Source organism: Pseudomonas sp. R4-84 (assembly GCF_054130985.1).
Genome location: NZ_CP096390.1, coordinates 591,269 through 608,463, shown reverse-complemented (window position 1 = coordinate 608,463; position 17,195 = coordinate 591,269). Strand labels below are relative to the sequence as shown.

Sequence of the window (17,195 nt, the reverse complement as noted above, 5' to 3'; positions counted from 1 at the left end):
CGTGTTATTCGGTTTCCAGATCGATATCGATGCCGAGGGAACGAATTTCCTTGATCAACACGTTGAAGGACTCGGGCATGCCCGGCTCCATACGGTGATCGCCGTCCACGATGTTTTTGTACATCTTGGTCCGGCCGTTCACATCGTCCGACTTCACTGTGAGCATTTCTTGCAGAGTGTATGCAGCACCGTATGCTTCCAGTGCCCAGACCTCCATCTCCCCGAAACGCTGACCACCGAACTGCGCCTTACCACCCAGCGGCTGCTGGGTAACCAGGCTGTAAGAACCGGTAGAACGGGCGTGCATCTTGTCGTCTACCAAGTGGTTCAGCTTCAGCATGTACATGTAGCCAACGGTAACCGGACGCTCGAACTTGTTGCCGGTACGACCATCGAACAGCTGCATCTGGCCGCTTTCTGGCAGGTCCGCCAGTTTCAGCATGGCCTTGATTTCGCTTTCCTTGGCACCGTCGAACACCGGGGTAGCCATTGGAACGCCGCCGCGCAGGTTCTTCGCCAAGTCCAGGATTTCCTGGTCGGAGAAGGTATCCAGCTCTTCGTTGCGCCCGCCGATCTCGTTGTAGATCTCGTGCAGGAACTTACGCAGATCAGCGACCTTGCGCTGCTCTTCGATCATGCGGTTGATCTTCTCGCCCAACCCTTTGGCCGCGAGGCCCAGGTGAGTTTCGAGAATCTGACCAACGTTCATACGCGAAGGTACGCCCAACGGGTTGAGAACCACATCGACCGGGGTGCCATTGGCATCGTGCGGCATGTCTTCAACCGGCATGATCACGGAGACCACACCCTTGTTACCGTGACGACCGGCCATCTTGTCGCCCGGCTGGATGCGACGACGGATTGCCAGGTAAACCTTGACGATTTTCAGCACGCCTGGAGCCAGGTCATCGCCCTGCTGCAGTTTGCGCTTCTTGTCTTCGAACTTGTCGTCCAGCAGACGGCGGCGATCAACGATATAGGCCTGGGCCTTCTCGAGCTGCTCGTTCAGAGCATCTTCAGCCATGCGCAGCTTGAACCACTGGCCATGCTCAAGACCGTCGAGGACTTCGTCGGTGATCTCCTGACCTTTCTTCAGGCCGGCGCCGCCTTCGGCTTTGTGGCCGACCAGGGCGGAGCGCAGACGTTCGAAAGTCGCGCCTTCGACGATACGGAACTCTTCGTTCAGGTCCTTGCGGATCTCGTCGAGCTGAGTCTTCTCGATCGACAGTGCGCGAGCGTCACGCTCAACGCCGTCGCGGGTAAAGACCTGTACGTCGATGACGGTACCCTTGGTGCCGGTAGGCACGCGCAGGGAGGTGTCTTTCACGTCGCTGGCTTTTTCACCGAAGATCGCACGCAGCAGCTTCTCTTCCGGAGTCAGTTGGGTCTCGCCTTTCGGAGTGACCTTGCCGACCAGGATGTCGCCCGCGCCTACTTCAGCACCTACATAAACGATACCGGCTTCGTCCAGCTTGTTCAGTGCAGCTTCACCCACGTTCGGGATGTCCGCAGTGATTTCCTCTGGGCCAAGCTTGGTGTCACGAGCCACACAGGTCAGTTCCTGGATGTGGATCGTGGTGAAGCGGTCTTCCTGGACCACACGCTCGGACAGGCAGATGGAGTCTTCGAAGTTGAAGCCGTTCCATGCCATGAACGCGATGCGCATGTTCTGACCCAGCGCCAGTTCACCCATGTCGGTGGACGGGCCGTCGGCCATGATGTCGCTGCGCTGAACCCGATCACCTTTGCTTACCAGCGGACGCTGGTTGATGCAGGTGTTCTGGTTGGAGCGGGTGTACTTGGTCAGGTTGTAGATGTCGACACCGGCTTCGCCCGGCTCTACTTCGTCATCGGCAACACGAACCACGATACGGCTGGCGTCGACGGAATCGATCACACCGCCGCGACGAGCCACGACGCAAACGCCGGAGTCGCGCGCAACGTTGCGCTCCATGCCAGTACCTACCAGCGGCTTATCGGCACGCAGGGTCGGTACAGCCTGACGCTGCATGTTCGAACCCATCAACGCACGGTTGGCGTCGTCGTGCTCGAGGAACGGGATCAGCGACGCTGCAACCGACACTACCTGCTTCGGCGATACGTCCATCAAGGTGACGTCTTCCGGCGCCTTGACGGTGAACTCGTTCAAGTGACGAACAGCTACCAGCTCGTCGGTCAGGACTTTCTTGTCGTTCATCGTGGCCGAAGCCTGGGCGATCACGTGATCAGCCTCTTCGATGGCAGACAGGAACACGATCTCGTCGGTGACCAGGGCGTCTTTCACCACACGGTACGGGCTTTCGAGGAAGCCATACTGGTTGGTGCGCGCATAGGCGGCCAAAGAGTTGATCAGACCGATGTTCGGACCTTCCGGCGTTTCGATCGGGCATACACGACCGTAGTGAGTCGGGTGTACGTCACGAACTTCGAAGCCTGCACGCTCACGGGTCAGACCGCCTGGGCCGAGTGCGGAAACACGACGCTTGTGGGTGATCTCGGACAGCGGGTTGTTCTGGTCCATGAACTGGGACAGCTGGCTCGAGCCGAAGAATTCCTTCACCGCCGCGGCCACTGGCTTGGCGTTGATCAGGTCTTGCGGCATCAGGCCTTCGCTTTCAGCCATCGACAGGCGTTCCTTGACCGCGCGCTCTACGCGCACCAGGCCAACACGGAACTGGTTTTCGGCCATTTCGCCTACGCAGCGAACGCGACGGTTACCCAGGTGGTCGATGTCATCGACGATGCCTTTGCCGTTACGGATGTCGACCAAGGTCTTGAGCACCGCAACGATGTCATCCTTGTTCAGCACGCCCGAACCTTCGATCTCGGTACGACCGATACGACGGTTGAACTTCATCCGGCCGACCGCGGAGAGGTCATAGCGCTCAGGGCTGAAGAACAGGTTGTTGAACAGGGTCTCGGCAGCATCCTTGGTTGGCGGCTCGCCAGGACGCATCATGCGATAGATCTCGACCAAGGCTTCCAGCTGGTTGCCAGTGGAGTCGATCTTCAGCGTGTCGGAGATGAACGGACCGCAGTCGATGTCGTTGGTGTACAGGGTCTCGATACGAACGACCTGAGCCTTGACGATTTTCGCCAGGATCTCGACGGTGAGCTCGGTATTGCACTCAGCGATGATCTCGCCGGTGGCTGGATGCACGATGACCTTGGCGGTGGTGCGACCCAGGACGTAGTCCATCGGCACCTGCAGCTCTTTGATACCGGCTTTTTCCAGCTGGTTGATGTGGCGAGCAGTAATACGACGGCCTTGCTCGACAATAACCTTGCCCTTGTCGTCCTGGATATCCAGGACCGCGATTTCACCGCGCAGGCGCTGAGGCACCAACTCCAGGCTCAGGTTCTCACCTTGCACATGGAAGACGTTGGTGGTGTAGAACGCGTCCAGCACTTCTTCGGTGGTATAGCCGAGCGCGCGCAGCAGTACCGATGCAGGCAGCTTGCGACGACGGTCAATACGCACGAATACGCAGTCTTTCGGGTCGAACTCGAAGTCCAGCCACGAACCGCGGTAAGGAATGATGCGCGCGGAGTAGAGCAGTTTGCCGGAACTGTGCGTCTTACCACGGTCGTGGTCAAAGAACACGCCCGGGGAACGGTGCAGCTGGGAAACGATTACACGCTCGGTACCGTTGATTACGAAGGTACCGTTCTCAGTCATCAGGGGGATTTCACCCATGTAGACTTCTTGCTCTTTGATGTCCTTGATCGCTTTATTCGACGATTCTTTGTCGAAAATGATCAGGCGCACTTTTACCCGCAAAGGTACGGCGTAAGTAACACCGCGCAATACGCATTCTTTGACATCAAATGCCGGTTCGCCCAGGCGATAACCGACGTACTCCAGCGCAGCATTGCCGGAGTAGCTGATGATCGGGAAAACGGATTTGAAGGCCGCATGCAGGCCCACGTCGCGGAACTGATCTTTAGTCGCTCCCGCTTGCAAGAATTCACGATACGAATCCAGCTGGATGGCCAGGAGGTACGGCACATCCATGACGTCCGGCAACTTGCTAAAGTCCTTGCGGATACGTTTTTTCTCAGTATATGAGTAAGCCATCAGCGTTCCCCAGCTTGGTCACCTGCTTGTTTGGCCCCTCCCGACGGGAGCAGCCAGAAAATCGTGCAAACCCCATGGTTTGCGCCACCACATCGGGTGGTTACAGCTCGCGATCAGCACCGACCCAGTCGGCTGCCAATAACGGAAAAAGGCCGGTGGCAAGAGCCACCAGCCATCAGCCTGTCGCTTAACGCTCGGGCTGGAGACGCAAAGTCGATGCTTACTTCAGCTCGACTTTAGCGCCTGCTTCTTCCAGTGCTGCTTTGGCTTTGTCAGCTGCGTCTTTGGCAACAGCTTCCAGAACCATGGCAGGAGCGCCGTCAACTACAGCCTTGGCTTCTTTCAGGCCCAGACCGGTCAGTTCACGTACTGCCTTGATCACGTTTACTTTCTTCTCGCCAGCTTCGGTCAGCATGACGTTGAATTCGGTTTGCTCTTCAGCAACAGCAGCGGCAACAGCTGGACCAGCGGAAGCAGCAGCAGCGGTAACACCGAATTTTTCTTCGAAAGCTTTGATCAGCTCAACAACTTCCATTACGGACATGTTGCCAACGGCTTCGAGGATATCGTTTTGAGAGATAGACATGACTCTAAATTCCTGGATTGGGGGACGGCCTACGCGACCATCGAAATAAACAAAAAACGCGAAAAGGAGTGTCGAGCCTTAGGCTGCGGCAGCTTCTTTCTGGTCGCGCAGTGCCGCCAGAGTACGAGCCAACTTGCTGGTAGCGCCTTGAATCACGCTCATCAGCTGGGAGATTGCTTCGTCACGGGTCGGCAGAGTTGCCAGTACGTCGATCTGGTTAGCTGCGAGGAACTTGCCCTCGAACGCAGCTGCCTTAATCTCGAACTTGTCCTGACCTTTGGCGAATTCCTTGAACAAACGGGCAGCAGCGCCAGGATGTTGGGTGGAGAACGCGATCAAGGTCGGGCCGGTGAACACGTCGTTGAGGACACTGTATTCAGTGTCAGCAACAGCGCGCTTGAGCAGGGTGTTACGTACTACACGTACGTAAACGCCAGCTTCACGAGCCTCTTTACGGAGTCCGGTCATAGCGCCTACTGTTACGCCACGGGCATCAGCCACGACAGCGGACAGAGCAGCTTTGGCAGCCTCGTTGACTTCAGCGACGATGGCCTTCTTGTCTTCGAGTTTAATTGCCACGGGTTTAACTCCTGCTTGTTACCGTTTCATCCGATCGAAACCGAATGTCGTTTTGGTGTCTGATTCGGTAAGGAACCGGGAGCACCATCTGCGTAGGCTTGTGGTTTAAGACTTTCGTCGCCTACGGTCTTGGACAGCCCCCGCCAGGCAGGGACCCCAATATTTGATTGGCGCAATCGCTTGCGCCAACCTTTGTCTTACGCGTCGAGCGAGCTCTGATCGATGATCAGACCTGGGCCCATAGTGGTGCTCAGGGTAACGCGCTTGACGTAGATACCTTTCGAAGAAGCTGGCTTGATGCGCTTCAGATCAGCGATCAGAGCTTCAACGTTTTCCTTCAGCTTGACGGCGTCGAAGCCGATTTTGCCAACGGAAGTGTGAATGATGCCGTTCTTGTCGGTGCGATAACGAACCTGACCGGCCTTGGCGTTTTTAACCGCGGTGGCTACGTCTGGGGTTACGGTGCCGACTTTAGGGTTAGGCATCAGACCACGTGGACCGAGGATCTGACCCAACTGGCCTACAACGCGCATGGCATCCGGGGATGCGATCACGACGTCATAGTTCAGGTCGCCGCCTTTCATTTCAGCAGCCAGATCGTCCATGCCTACGCGATCAGCACCAGCGGCCAGAGCAGCTTCAGCTGCTGGGCCCTGGGTGAACACGGCAACACGAACAGTCTTGCCAGTGCCGTGTGGCAGCACGGTAGCGCTACGTACGACCTGGTCGGATTTACGTGGGTCAACGCCCAGGTTAACAGCAACGTCGAACGACTCGCTGAACTTGACAGTCGACAGCTCGGCCAGCAGAGCGGCGGCGTCTACAAAGTTGTAGGCCTTGCCTGCTTCGATTTTGCCGGCGATAGCCTTTTGACGCTTGGTCAGCTTAGCCATTACACACCCTCCACGTTAAGGCCCATGCTACGAGCAGAACCGGCGATAGTACGCACGGCTGCATCCATATCAGCTGCAGTCAGATCCGCGTTTTTGGTTTTCGCGATTTCTTCCAGCTGAGCACGGGTAACGGTGCCAACCTTAACGGTGTTTGGACGAGCGGAACCGCTGGTCAAACCTGCAGCCTTCTTCAGCAGAACCGAAGCAGGGGTGCTTTTTGTTTCGAAAGTGAAGCTGCGGTCGCTGTAGACAGTGATGATCACTGGAGTCGGCAGACCTGGCTCAAGACCCTGAGTACGGGCGTTGAAAGCCTTGCAGAATTCCATGATGTTCACGCCGTGCTGACCCAGTGCAGGACCAACAGGTGGGCTTGGGTTAGCCTGAGCGGCCTTCACTTGCAGCTTGATGTAAGCGGTAATCTTCTTGGCCATGAGGCACTCCAATTACGGGTTCGAACGCCTCGAAAGGCTCCCCGGTTGCTTGCGCGTTTATCCCAGTGACGACAAAACCCCACAGCCTTGGGCTGCGGGGTTGGGATGCCTGTCCAATCAGACCTTTTCGACCTGACTGAACTCCAACTCTACCGGAGTAGAGCGACCGAAAATGAGCACCGCGACCTGGATCCGGCTCTTTTCGTAGTTAACCTCTTCAACCGTGCCATTGAAGTCAGCGAATGGACCGTCGGTGACGCGTACAACCTCACCTGGCTCAAACAATGTCTTCGGCTTCGGCTTGTCGCTACCATCAGCGACACGACGCAGAATCGCTTCCGCCTCTTTATCTGTGATCGGCGCCGGCTTGTCGGCGGTACCGCCAATAAAGCCCATCACCCGAGGGGTATCCTTGACCAAGTGCCAAGTCCCTTCGTTCATATCCATCTGTACCAGCACATAGCCTGGAAAGAACTTACGTTCACTTTTGCGCTTCTGGCCATTACGCATTTCAACCACTTCTTCAGTGGGAACCAGAATCTCGCCAAAGCCATCTTCCATGCCTGCCAGCTTCACACGCTCTATCAACGAGCGCATAACATGCTTCTCGTAACCCGAGTAAGCATGCACAACGTACCAACGCTTAGCCACGGGACACCCTTAGCCAACAATCAAGGAAACAAGCCAACCGAGCAGGGAATCGAGCCCCCACAGCAGCAACGCCATCACCAAAACAACAGCCACAACGATCAACGTGGTCTGCGTGGTTTCCTGGCGAGTCGGCCATACGACTTTACGAATCTCGGTGCGAGCTTCCTTAGCGAGTACAAAGAAAGACTTGCCCTTGGCTGTCTGCAGGCCTACAAAGGCAGCTACAGCAGCAATGGCAAGCAATGCAAGTACACGGTACAGGATCGGCGAAGCAGAAAAATACTGATTGCCAACAACGCCAACAACCACCAAAGCGACTACCACTAGCCACTTGAGCAGATCGAAGCGAGAGCCTTGAGCTTCAGCTTTAGGAGTCATCTATGAAGATCCTGTGAAAAGAAAGCCAGACACACCGAGTGAATCTGGCAGGTCAGGAGGGAATCGAACCCCCAACCTACGGTTTTGGAGACCGTCGCTCTGCCAATTGAGCTACTGACCTAAAACAAAATCAGGCCGACCATTATGCCGGCCCGAAAAAGACATTACAACTATTTACTCGATGACTTTGGCTACGACGCCGGCGCCGACGGTACGACCGCCTTCACGGATAGCGAAACGCAGGCCGTCTTCCATCGCGATGGTCTTGATCAGAGTGACAGTCATCTGAATGTTGTCACCTGGCATTACCATTTCAACGCCTTCTGGCAGCTCGCAGTTACCAGTCACGTCAGTTGTACGGAAGTAGAACTGTGGACGGTAGCCTTTGAAGAACGGAGTGTGACGACCGCCTTCTTCCTTGCTCAGAACGTAGACTTCTGCGGTGAACTTGGTGTGCGGCTTGACGGTGCCCGGCTTGACCAGAACCTGGCCACGCTCAACGTCGTCACGCTTGGTGCCACGCAGCAGTACGCCGCAGTTCTCGCCAGCACGACCTTCGTCGAGCAGCTTGCGGAACATTTCAACGCCGGTGCAGGTAGTTTTCTGAGTGTCGCGCAGACCGACGATCTCAACTTCTTCCTGGATACGGACGATGCCACGCTCAACACGACCAGTCACAACAGTACCGCGACCGGAGATCGAGAATACGTCTTCGATTGGCATCAGGAACGGCTTGTCGATAGCACGCTCTGGCTCTGGGATGTAGCTGTCCAGAGTTTCCACCAGCTTCTTGACAGCAGTGGTGCCCATTTCGTTGTCGTCTTGGCCGTTCAGAGCCATCAGAGCCGAACCGATGATGATTGGAGTGTCATCACCTGGGAAGTCGTAAGTGCTCAGCAGGTCGCGCACTTCCATCTCAACCAGTTCCAGCAGCTCAGCGTCGTCAACCATGTCAGCCTTGTTCAGGAAGACAACGATGTACGGAACGCCTACCTGACGGGACAGCAGGATGTGCTCACGGGTTTGTGGCATCGGACCATCAGCGGCCGAGCAAACCAGGATCGCGCCGTCCATCTGGGCAGCACCGGTGATCATGTTTTTTACGTAGTCGGCGTGACCTGGGCAGTCAACGTGTGCGTAGTGACGCACGGACGAATCGTATTCAACGTGAGCGGTGTTGATGGTGATACCGCGAGCTTTCTCTTCCGGGGCGCTGTCGATCTTGTCGAAGTCAACCTTGGCCGAACCGAAAACTTCGGAGCAGACACGGGTCAGAGCAGCGGTCAGCGTGGTTTTACCGTGGTCGACGTGACCGATGGTACCAACGTTGACGTGCGGCTTATTACGTTCGAACTTTTCCTTAGCCATCGAAATCACCCCTAGGAGAAGAATTTAGCAAGTCACACGAGCCATTAAAACAAAGGCAGATATTTTCATATCTGCCTTGTAATATGGAGCTCTTGAGCGGATTTGAACCGCTGACCTCACCCTTACCAAGGGTGTGCTCTACCAACTGAGCTACAAGAGCAAAACATTTTGCACAACCTGCAAACTTGGAGCGGGTAGCGGGAATCGAACCCGCATCATCAGCTTGGAAGGCTGAGGTTCTACCACTAAACTATACCCGCGGAGCTTGCAGCTCACGCTAAAACTGGTGGAGGGGGAAGGATTCGAACCTTCGAAGTCGTAGACGTCAGATTTACAGTCTGATCCCTTTGGCCGCTCGGGAACCCCTCCTAAGCGAGCCGGCATTCTATATCATGCCAGCCTTCTGTCAAGCATTTTCTCATTAAAAACCTGAGGTTAGCTGCGTTGACATCGCTCCCCACTGATAACCGTTAAAGGTCTTCACTGCGAAGCGGGCGCCATTCTATGCAAACTACCCAGCAGGCGCAACCCCTTCGCATGGCATTATTTTATGTTTTAACTCATTGAATTCTTTAGAAAGGTTTTGAACCAACCCTTCATTAACCTTTCCTGCGCTTTCAGGAACAACCTGGACCCAAAATCCTCCGCCCTCAGGTGCACCTTCGGAGCTCAGCACGGATGTACGCCCCATCACGCCCAACGAAACCAATCGCTGCTCCAGCTGCCTGGCCAGCTCAGCACGAGCAAAACCGCCTAGATAATTACAATTCTTGCGCACCTCTCCGGACTTGCCGAAATCACGCCTGACAAGCGAATCCGCCGTTTCACTCAGAAGATGAATATCCTGCTGCGAGCCGCGATACAAGCTCAGTGGCGTTACATCCTTGGCCCGCAGCGGGGCCTCCTGCTGATGCCAGACATAGTAGAAGCCATTCAGAACCAGTAACAACAGAAACAGCCACCGCATAGAAACCTCAAGACAAAGGACAAGCCATCGCCAAGCCAACAAAAACCAGGTCAGGCGCAACCTTGGCTTGCGGTACGACCCCAACAACCAGACTGGCGTCCCCTCCCGTTAAAAACACCTCGAAATCCTGCCCCCAATATTGCCGCGCCAATTCAAGCTGGGTCAGGACGAAACCTCTGAGCATCAGCATACAACCGCGCTCAACCGCCTCGACCGTCGCCCTTCCCGGAGCAAGAGTCTCGTGCGCTCGCTCGGCAGCAGTGTCATCGTAGCGAATTCGCCGAGTATGGGTACGCAACTGGTTGCGCATCAAAGGCATGCCCGGACAAATGAACCCCCCTAGATGCTCACCGTCCGCCGCCACGAAGTCGGCTGTAACGGCCGTGCCAAAATCGAGCACCAGGCAAGCACCGGAAGCGAGATGGAAACCGCCAAGCAAGGCAAGCCAACGATCAAGACCTAACCGATCGTACTCTTCGTAACCATTTGTCACGCCCGCCATTTCTCGAGCCGGTACGGCACGTACCACGGACACCCCGAAGGTCTGTGTCAAGGAAGCGACCAACGAGTCAGTTTCCTCGGGCGTCCTGACGCTGACCAGACGGCATTTCTTTAGCTGAAACCTCTGGGCATCGCCCAGGCTGGCGAGCAGATCATCATCGGAACCGACCACACCACCTTCAACAGGCGTAACACCGTCGGAGCAAAGAACCCGCCATTTGATAAAACTGTTGCCGCAATCGAGCTCAAGAATCATCACGCAACCTCAAACTGAGCTCACCGCCGCTAAAGCTCTTTTCCACACCATCCACCTTCAAACGCAGCGCTCCCTGGTGGTCAATGCCCATCACTACGCCGTCAATCTGGTTCACACCCGCAATTAGCGAAACGGCACGGCCCTGCCATAAATGATAGTTTTCCCACTCCAGCTGGATCGCCGCAAACCCCGACGCATGATGCAACTCGAGGTACTGTTGAAGCTTCGCGCTCATATGGACCACAAGATCGTTACGATCAAATACACGGCCTGCCTCTAGGCTCATGGACGTCCACTGCTGATCAACCTCGTCAGTTGATTGCATATTCACGTTGACCCCGACACCCAGGACGACATGACAGACGTCCGCCGGATCACCCACTAATTCGAGCAAGATACCGGCAATTTTTTTGTTGCCCACCAACACATCGTTGGGCCATTTCAACCCAGCCTCAGCGATTCCAAAATCACGAAGCGCATGCATGACAGCGAGCCCAACAACGAGACTCAGCCCTTCGATTTGCCGCATACCGCCATCAATGCGCAAGACCAGACTGTAATAAAGATTGGCAGCGAACGGACTGACCCATTTACGGCCACGACGACCGCGGCCAGCGAGCTGCCGCTCAGCCAAGACCAAGAATGGCGCATCCACTCCGCGCTCTATGGAACGCAACGCTTCGGCATTGGTAGAGTCGATGGAGTCATGGATATAGACAGGCCACTCAAGGCCTTCTTTCGCGCAGATTTTCGCAGCATCCAAAAGTGACAGCGGCCTAGCCAACTGATACCCCTTGCCTCTAACTTTATGAACAGACAATCCCAACTCGGCCTCCAGATGCTGCAATTGCTTCCAGACAGCACTGCGACTGATGCCCAGCCCGGCACCTAGTGCCTGGCCTGAATGGAAACGACCATCCTTCAGAAGTTTTAACAACGTGAGCATACGAACCGCGCCTGATTACCGAGGCCAGCATGATAGCCATGCACAGGACTGTTGCATAGAAACTCGAAACGGCTTTACCAGGCGCAAAAACAAAACCCCTACCTGCGTCAGCAGATAGGGGTTTCGGAATTTAATCTTGACGATGACCTACTCTCACATGGGGAAACCCCACACTACCATCGGCGATGCATCGTTTCACTTCTGAGTTCGGGATGGGATCAGGTGGTTCCAATGCTCTATGGTCGTCAAGAAATTCGGTAGCCAGCGCGTGCCTTGCGGTCACGTTCCAGCGAATGGGTATGTGATAGCGTGTTGCTTTGTGAGTATCTCGAACTTTCGGTTCGTTTCGTCTTCACAACACCGCAATCTGGCCTCTTTCGAGTCTACAAATTGCTTGGGTGTTATATGGTCAAGCCTCACGGGCAATTAGTACAGGTTAGCTCAACGCCTCACAGCGCTTACACACCCTGCCTATCAACGTCGTAGTCTTCGACGGCCCTTCAGGGAGCTCAAGGCTCCAGTGAGATCTCATCTTGAGGCAAGTTTCCCGCTTAGATGCTTTCAGCGGTTATCTTTTCCGAACATAGCTACCCGGCAATGCCACTGGCGTGACAACCGGAACACCAGAGGTTCGTCCACTCCGGTCCTCTCGTACTAGGAGCAGCCCCTCTCAAATCTCAAACGTCCACGGCAGATAGGGACCGAACTGTCTCACGACGTTCTAAACCCAGCTCGCGTACCACTTTAAATGGCGAACAGCCATACCCTTGGGACCGGCTTCAGCCCCAGGATGTGATGAGCCGACATCGAGGTGCCAAACACCGCCGTCGATATGAACTCTTGGGCGGTATCAGCCTGTTATCCCCGGAGTACCTTTTATCCGTTGAGCGATGGCCCTTCCATACAGAACCACCGGATCACTAAGACCTACTTTCGTACCTGCTCGACGTGTCTGTCTCGCAGTCAAGCGCGCTTTTGCCTTTATACTCTACGACCGATTTCCGACCGGTCTGAGCGCACCTTCGTACTCCTCCGTTACTCTTTAGGAGGAGACCGCCCCAGTCAAACTACCCACCATACACTGTCCTCGATCCGGATAACGGACCTGAGTTAGAACCTCAAAGTTGCCAGGGTGGTATTTCAAGGATGGCTCCACGCAGACTGGCGTCCACGCTTCAAAGCCTCCCACCTATCCTACACAAGCAAATTCAAAGTCCAGTGCAAAGCTATAGTAAAGGTTCACGGGGTCTTTCCGTCTAGCCGCGGATACACTGCATCTTCACAGCGATTTCAATTTCACTGAGTCTCGGGTGGAGACAGCGCCGCCATCGTTACGCCATTCGTGCAGGTCGGAACTTACCCGACAAGGAATTTCGCTACCTTAGGACCGTTATAGTTACGGCCGCCGTTTACCGGGGCTTCGATCAAGAGCTTCGCGTTAGCTAACCCCATCAATTAACCTTCCGGCACCGGGCAGGCGTCACACCCTATACGTCCACTTTCGTGTTTGCAGAGTGCTGTGTTTTTAATAAACAGTCGCAGCGGCCTGGTATCTTCGACCGGCGTGGGCTTACGCAGCAAGTGCTTCACCCTCACCGGCGCACCTTCTCCCGAAGTTACGGTGCCATTTTGCCTAGTTCCTTCACCCGAGTTCTCTCAAGCGCCTTGGTATTCTCTACCCAACCACCTGTGTCGGTTTGGGGTACGGTTCCTGGTTACCTGAAGCTTAGAAGCTTTTCTTGGAAGCATGGCATCAACCACTTCGTCACCCAAAGGGTAACTCGTCATCAGCTCTCGGCCTTGAGATCCCGGATTTACCTAAGATCTCAGCCTACCACCTTAAACTTGGACAACCAACGCCAAGCTGGCCTAGCCTTCTCCGTCCCTCCATCGCAATAACCAGAAGTACAGGAATATTAACCTGTTTTCCATCGACTACGCTTTTCAGCCTCGCCTTAGGGACCGACTAACCCTGCGTCGATTAACGTTGCGCAGGAAACCTTGGTCTTTCGGCGTGGGTGTTTTTCACACCCATTGTCGTTACTCATGTCAGCATTCGCACTTCTGATACCTCCAGCAAGCTTCTCAACTCACCTTCACAGGCTTACAGAACGCTCCTCTACCGCATCACTTACGTGATACCCGTAGCTTCGGTGTATGGTTTGAGCCCCGTTACATCTTCCGCGCAGGCCGACTCGACTAGTGAGCTATTACGCTTTCTTTAAAGGGTGGCTGCTTCTAAGCCAACCTCCTAGCTGTCTAAGCCTTCCCACATCGTTTCCCACTTAACCATAACTTTGGGACCTTAGCTGACGGTCTGGGTTGTTTCCCTTTTCACGACGGACGTTAGCACCCGCCGTGTGTCTCCCATGCTCGGCACTTGTAGGTATTCGGAGTTTGCATCGGTTTGGTAAGTCGGGATGACCCCCTAGCCGAAACAGTGCTCTACCCCCTACAGTGATACATGAGGCGCTACCTAAATAGCTTTCGAGGAGAACCAGCTATCTCCGAGCTTGATTAGCCTTTCACTCCGATCCACAGGTCATCCGCTAACTTTTCAACGGTAGTCGGTTCGGTCCTCCAGTCAGTGTTACCTAACCTTCAACCTGCCCATGGATAGATCGCCCGGTTTCGGGTCTATTCCCAGCGACTAGACGCCCTATTAAGACTCGCTTTCGCTACGCCTCCCCTATTCGGTTAAGCTCGCCACTGAAAATAAGTCGCTGACCCATTATACAAAAGGTACGCAGTCACCCAACAAAGTGGGCTCCCACTGCTTGTACGCATACGGTTTCAGGATCTATTTCACTCCCCTCTCCGGGGTTCTTTTCGCCTTTCCCTCACGGTACTAGTTCACTATCGGTCAGTCAGTAGTATTTAGCCTTGGAGGATGGTCCCCCCATATTCAGACAAAGTTTCTCGTGCTCCGTCCTACTCGATTTCACTTCTAAGATCCTTTCGCGTACAGGGCTATCACCCACTATGGCCGCACTTTCCAGAGCGTTCCGCTAAAATCAAAGAAGCTTAAGGGCTAGTCCCCGTTCGCTCGCCACTACTAAGGGAATCTCGGTTGATTTCTTTTCCTCAGGGTACTTAGATGTTTCAGTTCCCCTGGTTCGCTTCTTGCACCTATGTATTCAGTACAAGATAACCATCTTATGATGGTTGGGTTCCCCCATTCAGACATCTCCGGATCACAGTCTGTTTGCCGACTCCCCGAAGCTTTTCGCAGGCTACCACGTCTTTCATCGCCTCTGACTGCCAAGGCATCCGCCGTATGCGCTTCTTCACTTGACCATATAACCCCAAGCAATCTGGTTATACTGTGAAGACGACATTCGCCGAAAATTCGATCTGGCTCTAAGAGCCACTCACAAATTTTACCTTAGCCTGATCCGTTACCAGTGAAAGTAACGTTCAGTCTATCTTTCTATCACATACCCAAATTTTTAAAGAACGATCTAATCAAAAGACTAGAAATCAACATTCATCATCCCGCGGATGGAATGCTCATTTCTAAGCTTTAAACGTTGGAACCAATCTGTAATGGTGGAGCCAAGCGGGATCGAACCGCTGACCTCCTGCGTGCAAGGCAGGCGCTCTCCCAGCTGAGCTATGGCCCCGTATCGCTACAGGGTACACCATGAAATTGGTGGGTCTGGGCAGATTCGAACTGCCGACCTCACCCTTATCAGGGGTGCGCTCTAACCAACTGAGCTACAGACCCAATCGTCTTCTTCAATGAATCAAGCAATTCGTGTGGGAGCTCATGGAGCCGCTGCTGTCGTCGATTAAGGAGGTGATCCAGCCGCAGGTTCCCCTACGGCTACCTTGTTACGACTTCACCCCAGTCATGAATCACACCGTGGTAACCGTCCTCCCGAAGGTTAGACTAGCTACTTCTGGTGCAACCCACTCCCATGGTGTGACGGGCGGTGTGTACAAGGCCCGGGAACGTATTCACCGCGACATTCTGATTCGCGATTACTAGCGATTCCGACTTCACGCAGTCGAGTTGCAGACTGCGATCCGGACTACGATCGGTTTTGTGGGATTAGCTCCACCTCGCGGCTTGGCAACCCTCTGTACCGACCATTGTAGCACGTGTGTAGCCCAGGCCGTAAGGGCCATGATGACTTGACGTCATCCCCACCTTCCTCCGGTTTGTCACCGGCAGTCTCCTTAGAGTGCCCACCATAACGTGCTGGTAACTAAGGACAAGGGTTGCGCTCGTTACGGGACTTAACCCAACATCTCACGACACGAGCTGACGACAGCCATGCAGCACCTGTCTCAATGCTCCCGAAGGCACCAATCCATCTCTGGAAAGTTCATTGGATGTCAAGGCCTGGTAAGGTTCTTCGCGTTGCTTCGAATTAAACCACATGCTCCACCGCTTGTGCGGGCCCCCGTCAATTCATTTGAGTTTTAACCTTGCGGCCGTACTCCCCAGGCGGTCAACTTAATGCGTTAGCTGCGCCACTAAGAGCTCAAGGCTCCCAACGGCTAGTTGACATCGTTTACGGCGTGGACTACCAGGGTATCTAATCCTGTTTGCTCCCCACGCTTTCGCACCTCAGTGTCAGTATCAGTCCAGGTGGTCGCCTTCGCCACTGGTGTTCCTTCCTATATCTACGCATTTCACCGCTACACAGGAAATTCCACCACCCTCTACCATACTCTAGCTCGACAGTTTTGAATGCAGTTCCCAGGTTGAGCCCGGGGATTTCACATCCAACTTAACGAACCACCTACGCGCGCTTTACGCCCAGTAATTCCGATTAACGCTTGCACCCTCTGTATTACCGCGGCTGCTGGCACAGAGTTAGCCGGTGCTTATTCTGTCGGTAACGTCAAAACACTAACGTATTAGGTTAATGCCCTTCCTCCCAACTTAAAGTGCTTTACAATCCGAAGACCTTCTTCACACACGCGGCATGGCTGGATCAGGCTTTCGCCCATTGTCCAATATTCCCCACTGCTGCCTCCCGTAGGAGTCTGGACCGTGTCTCAGTTCCAGTGTGACTGATCATCCTCTCAGACCAGTTACGGATCGTCGCCTTGGTGAGCCATTACCTCACCAACTAGCTAATCCGACCTAGGCTCATCTGATAGCGCAAGGCCCGAAGGTCCCCTGCTTTCTCCCGTAGGACGTATGCGGTATTAGCGTCCGTTTCCGAGCGTTATCCCCCACTACCAGGCAGATTCCTAGGCATTACTCACCCGTCCGCCGCTCGCCACCAGGTACAAGTACCCGTGCTGCCGCTCGACTTGCATGTGTTAGGCCTGCCGCCAGCGTTCAATCTGAGCCATGATCAAACTCTTCAGTTCAAACATCTTTGGGTTTTGAGAAAACCCTAAACTTGGCTCAGCAATCGTTGGTTACATCTTTGATTTCTCGCGGAGTAACTTGTGATGCTGATAATCTGTTGACTAGCAGTCTGACTCCACAAGCACCCACACGAATTGCTTGATTCAGTTGTTAAAGAGCGGTAGGTTGAGCCTTTCGTCTCAACCGAGGCGCGCATTCTACAGCGCCCCGTGTATCTGTCAAGCGGTAT

At 54.5% G+C, this 17,195-nt stretch carries 11 protein-coding genes, 6 tRNA genes and 3 rRNA genes; all 20 read right to left on the bottom strand.

The window, feature by feature from the left end; genetic code table 11:
* Positions 1-4 precede the first annotated feature (4 nt).
* The 20 genes from rpoB to M1D68_RS02670 all read right to left on the bottom strand — a co-directional run bounded on the left by rpoB (position 5) and on the right by M1D68_RS02670 (position 16,965).
* Positions 5-4,078, bottom strand: coding sequence for a DNA-directed RNA polymerase subunit beta (gene rpoB / locus M1D68_RS02765; RefSeq protein WP_420767524.1), 4,074 nt, complete (start codon positions 4,076-4,078; stop codon positions 5-7).
* Between the two features lie 220 nt (positions 4,079-4,298).
* Complete coding sequence (rplL, locus tag M1D68_RS02760; RefSeq protein ID WP_007970414.1) at positions 4,299-4,664, bottom strand: 50S ribosomal protein L7/L12; 366 nt, start codon at positions 4,662-4,664, stop codon at positions 4,299-4,301.
* A 78-nt stretch (positions 4,665-4,742) separates the two neighbouring features.
* Positions 4,743-5,243 carry a 50S ribosomal protein L10 gene (rplJ, locus tag M1D68_RS02755; protein ID WP_003206099.1) on the bottom strand — a complete coding sequence of 167 codons (501 nt, stop codon included), beginning with the start codon at positions 5,241-5,243 and terminating at the stop codon, positions 4,743-4,745.
* Positions 5,244-5,440: 197 nt separating this feature from the next.
* Positions 5,441-6,136: a 50S ribosomal protein L1 gene (gene rplA, locus M1D68_RS02750; protein ID WP_030138521.1), complete on the bottom strand. Its 696-nt coding sequence runs from the start codon at positions 6,134-6,136 to the stop codon at positions 5,441-5,443.
* Positions 6,136-6,567, bottom strand: a complete 432-nt coding sequence (gene rplK, locus M1D68_RS02745; RefSeq protein ID WP_003176435.1) for a 50S ribosomal protein L11 — start codon at positions 6,565-6,567, stop codon at positions 6,136-6,138. The genes rplA and rplK overlap by 1 nt, the downstream gene beginning before the upstream one ends.
* A 117-nt stretch (positions 6,568-6,684) precedes the next feature.
* On the bottom strand, positions 6,685-7,218 hold the full coding sequence (gene nusG / locus M1D68_RS02740) for a transcription termination/antitermination protein NusG (RefSeq protein WP_010443972.1): 534 nt from the start codon (positions 7,216-7,218) through the stop codon (positions 6,685-6,687).
* Positions 7,219-7,227: 9 nt separating this feature from the next.
* Positions 7,228-7,596 carry a preprotein translocase subunit SecE gene (secE, locus tag M1D68_RS02735; RefSeq protein ID WP_024776457.1) on the bottom strand — a complete coding sequence of 123 codons (369 nt, stop codon included), beginning with the start codon at positions 7,594-7,596 and terminating at the stop codon, positions 7,228-7,230.
* A 45-nt stretch (positions 7,597-7,641) separates the two neighbouring features.
* Positions 7,642-7,717: transfer RNA gene (locus M1D68_RS02730), tRNA-Trp, on the bottom strand.
* 53 nt (positions 7,718-7,770) lie between these two features.
* On the bottom strand, positions 7,771-8,964 hold the full coding sequence (gene tuf / locus M1D68_RS02725; RefSeq protein WP_339481469.1) for an elongation factor Tu: 1,194 nt from the start codon (positions 8,962-8,964) through the stop codon (positions 7,771-7,773).
* Positions 8,965-9,048: 84 nt separating this feature from the next.
* Positions 9,049-9,124 (bottom strand) — tRNA-Thr (locus M1D68_RS02720).
* A 26-nt stretch (positions 9,125-9,150) separates the two neighbouring features.
* Positions 9,151-9,224, bottom strand: a tRNA-Gly gene (locus tag M1D68_RS02715).
* A gap of 24 nt (positions 9,225-9,248) precedes the next feature.
* Positions 9,249-9,333 (bottom strand) — tRNA-Tyr (locus tag M1D68_RS02710).
* A gap of 142 nt (positions 9,334-9,475) precedes the next feature.
* Positions 9,476-9,931: a hypothetical protein gene (locus tag M1D68_RS02705; protein ID WP_434562040.1), complete on the bottom strand. Its 456-nt coding sequence runs from the start codon at positions 9,929-9,931 to the stop codon at positions 9,476-9,478.
* A 7-nt stretch (positions 9,932-9,938) separates the two neighbouring features.
* Positions 9,939-10,688: a pantothenate kinase gene (locus tag M1D68_RS02700; RefSeq protein WP_434562038.1), complete on the bottom strand. Its 750-nt coding sequence runs from the start codon at positions 10,686-10,688 to the stop codon at positions 9,939-9,941.
* Positions 10,678-11,634: a bifunctional biotin--[acetyl-CoA-carboxylase] ligase/biotin operon repressor BirA gene (birA, locus tag M1D68_RS02695; protein ID WP_434562036.1), complete on the bottom strand. Its 957-nt coding sequence runs from the start codon at positions 11,632-11,634 to the stop codon at positions 10,678-10,680. Before birA ends, M1D68_RS02700 begins: the two co-directional genes overlap by 11 nt.
* Positions 11,635-11,768: 134 nt before the next feature.
* Positions 11,769-11,884, bottom strand: a 5S ribosomal RNA gene (gene rrf / locus M1D68_RS02690).
* A 155-nt stretch (positions 11,885-12,039) separates the two neighbouring features.
* Positions 12,040-14,931, bottom strand: a 23S ribosomal RNA gene (locus M1D68_RS02685).
* 250 nt (positions 14,932-15,181) lie between these two features.
* Positions 15,182-15,257 (bottom strand) — tRNA-Ala (locus tag M1D68_RS02680).
* A gap of 27 nt (positions 15,258-15,284) precedes the next feature.
* Positions 15,285-15,361, bottom strand: a tRNA-Ile gene (locus M1D68_RS02675).
* Positions 15,362-15,426: 65 nt separating this feature from the next.
* Positions 15,427-16,965: ribosomal RNA gene (locus M1D68_RS02670) — 16S ribosomal RNA — on the bottom strand.
* The 16S, 23S and 5S rRNA genes sit together here with 2 tRNA genes alongside, the layout of an rRNA operon.
* Positions 16,966-17,195 lie beyond the last annotated feature (230 nt).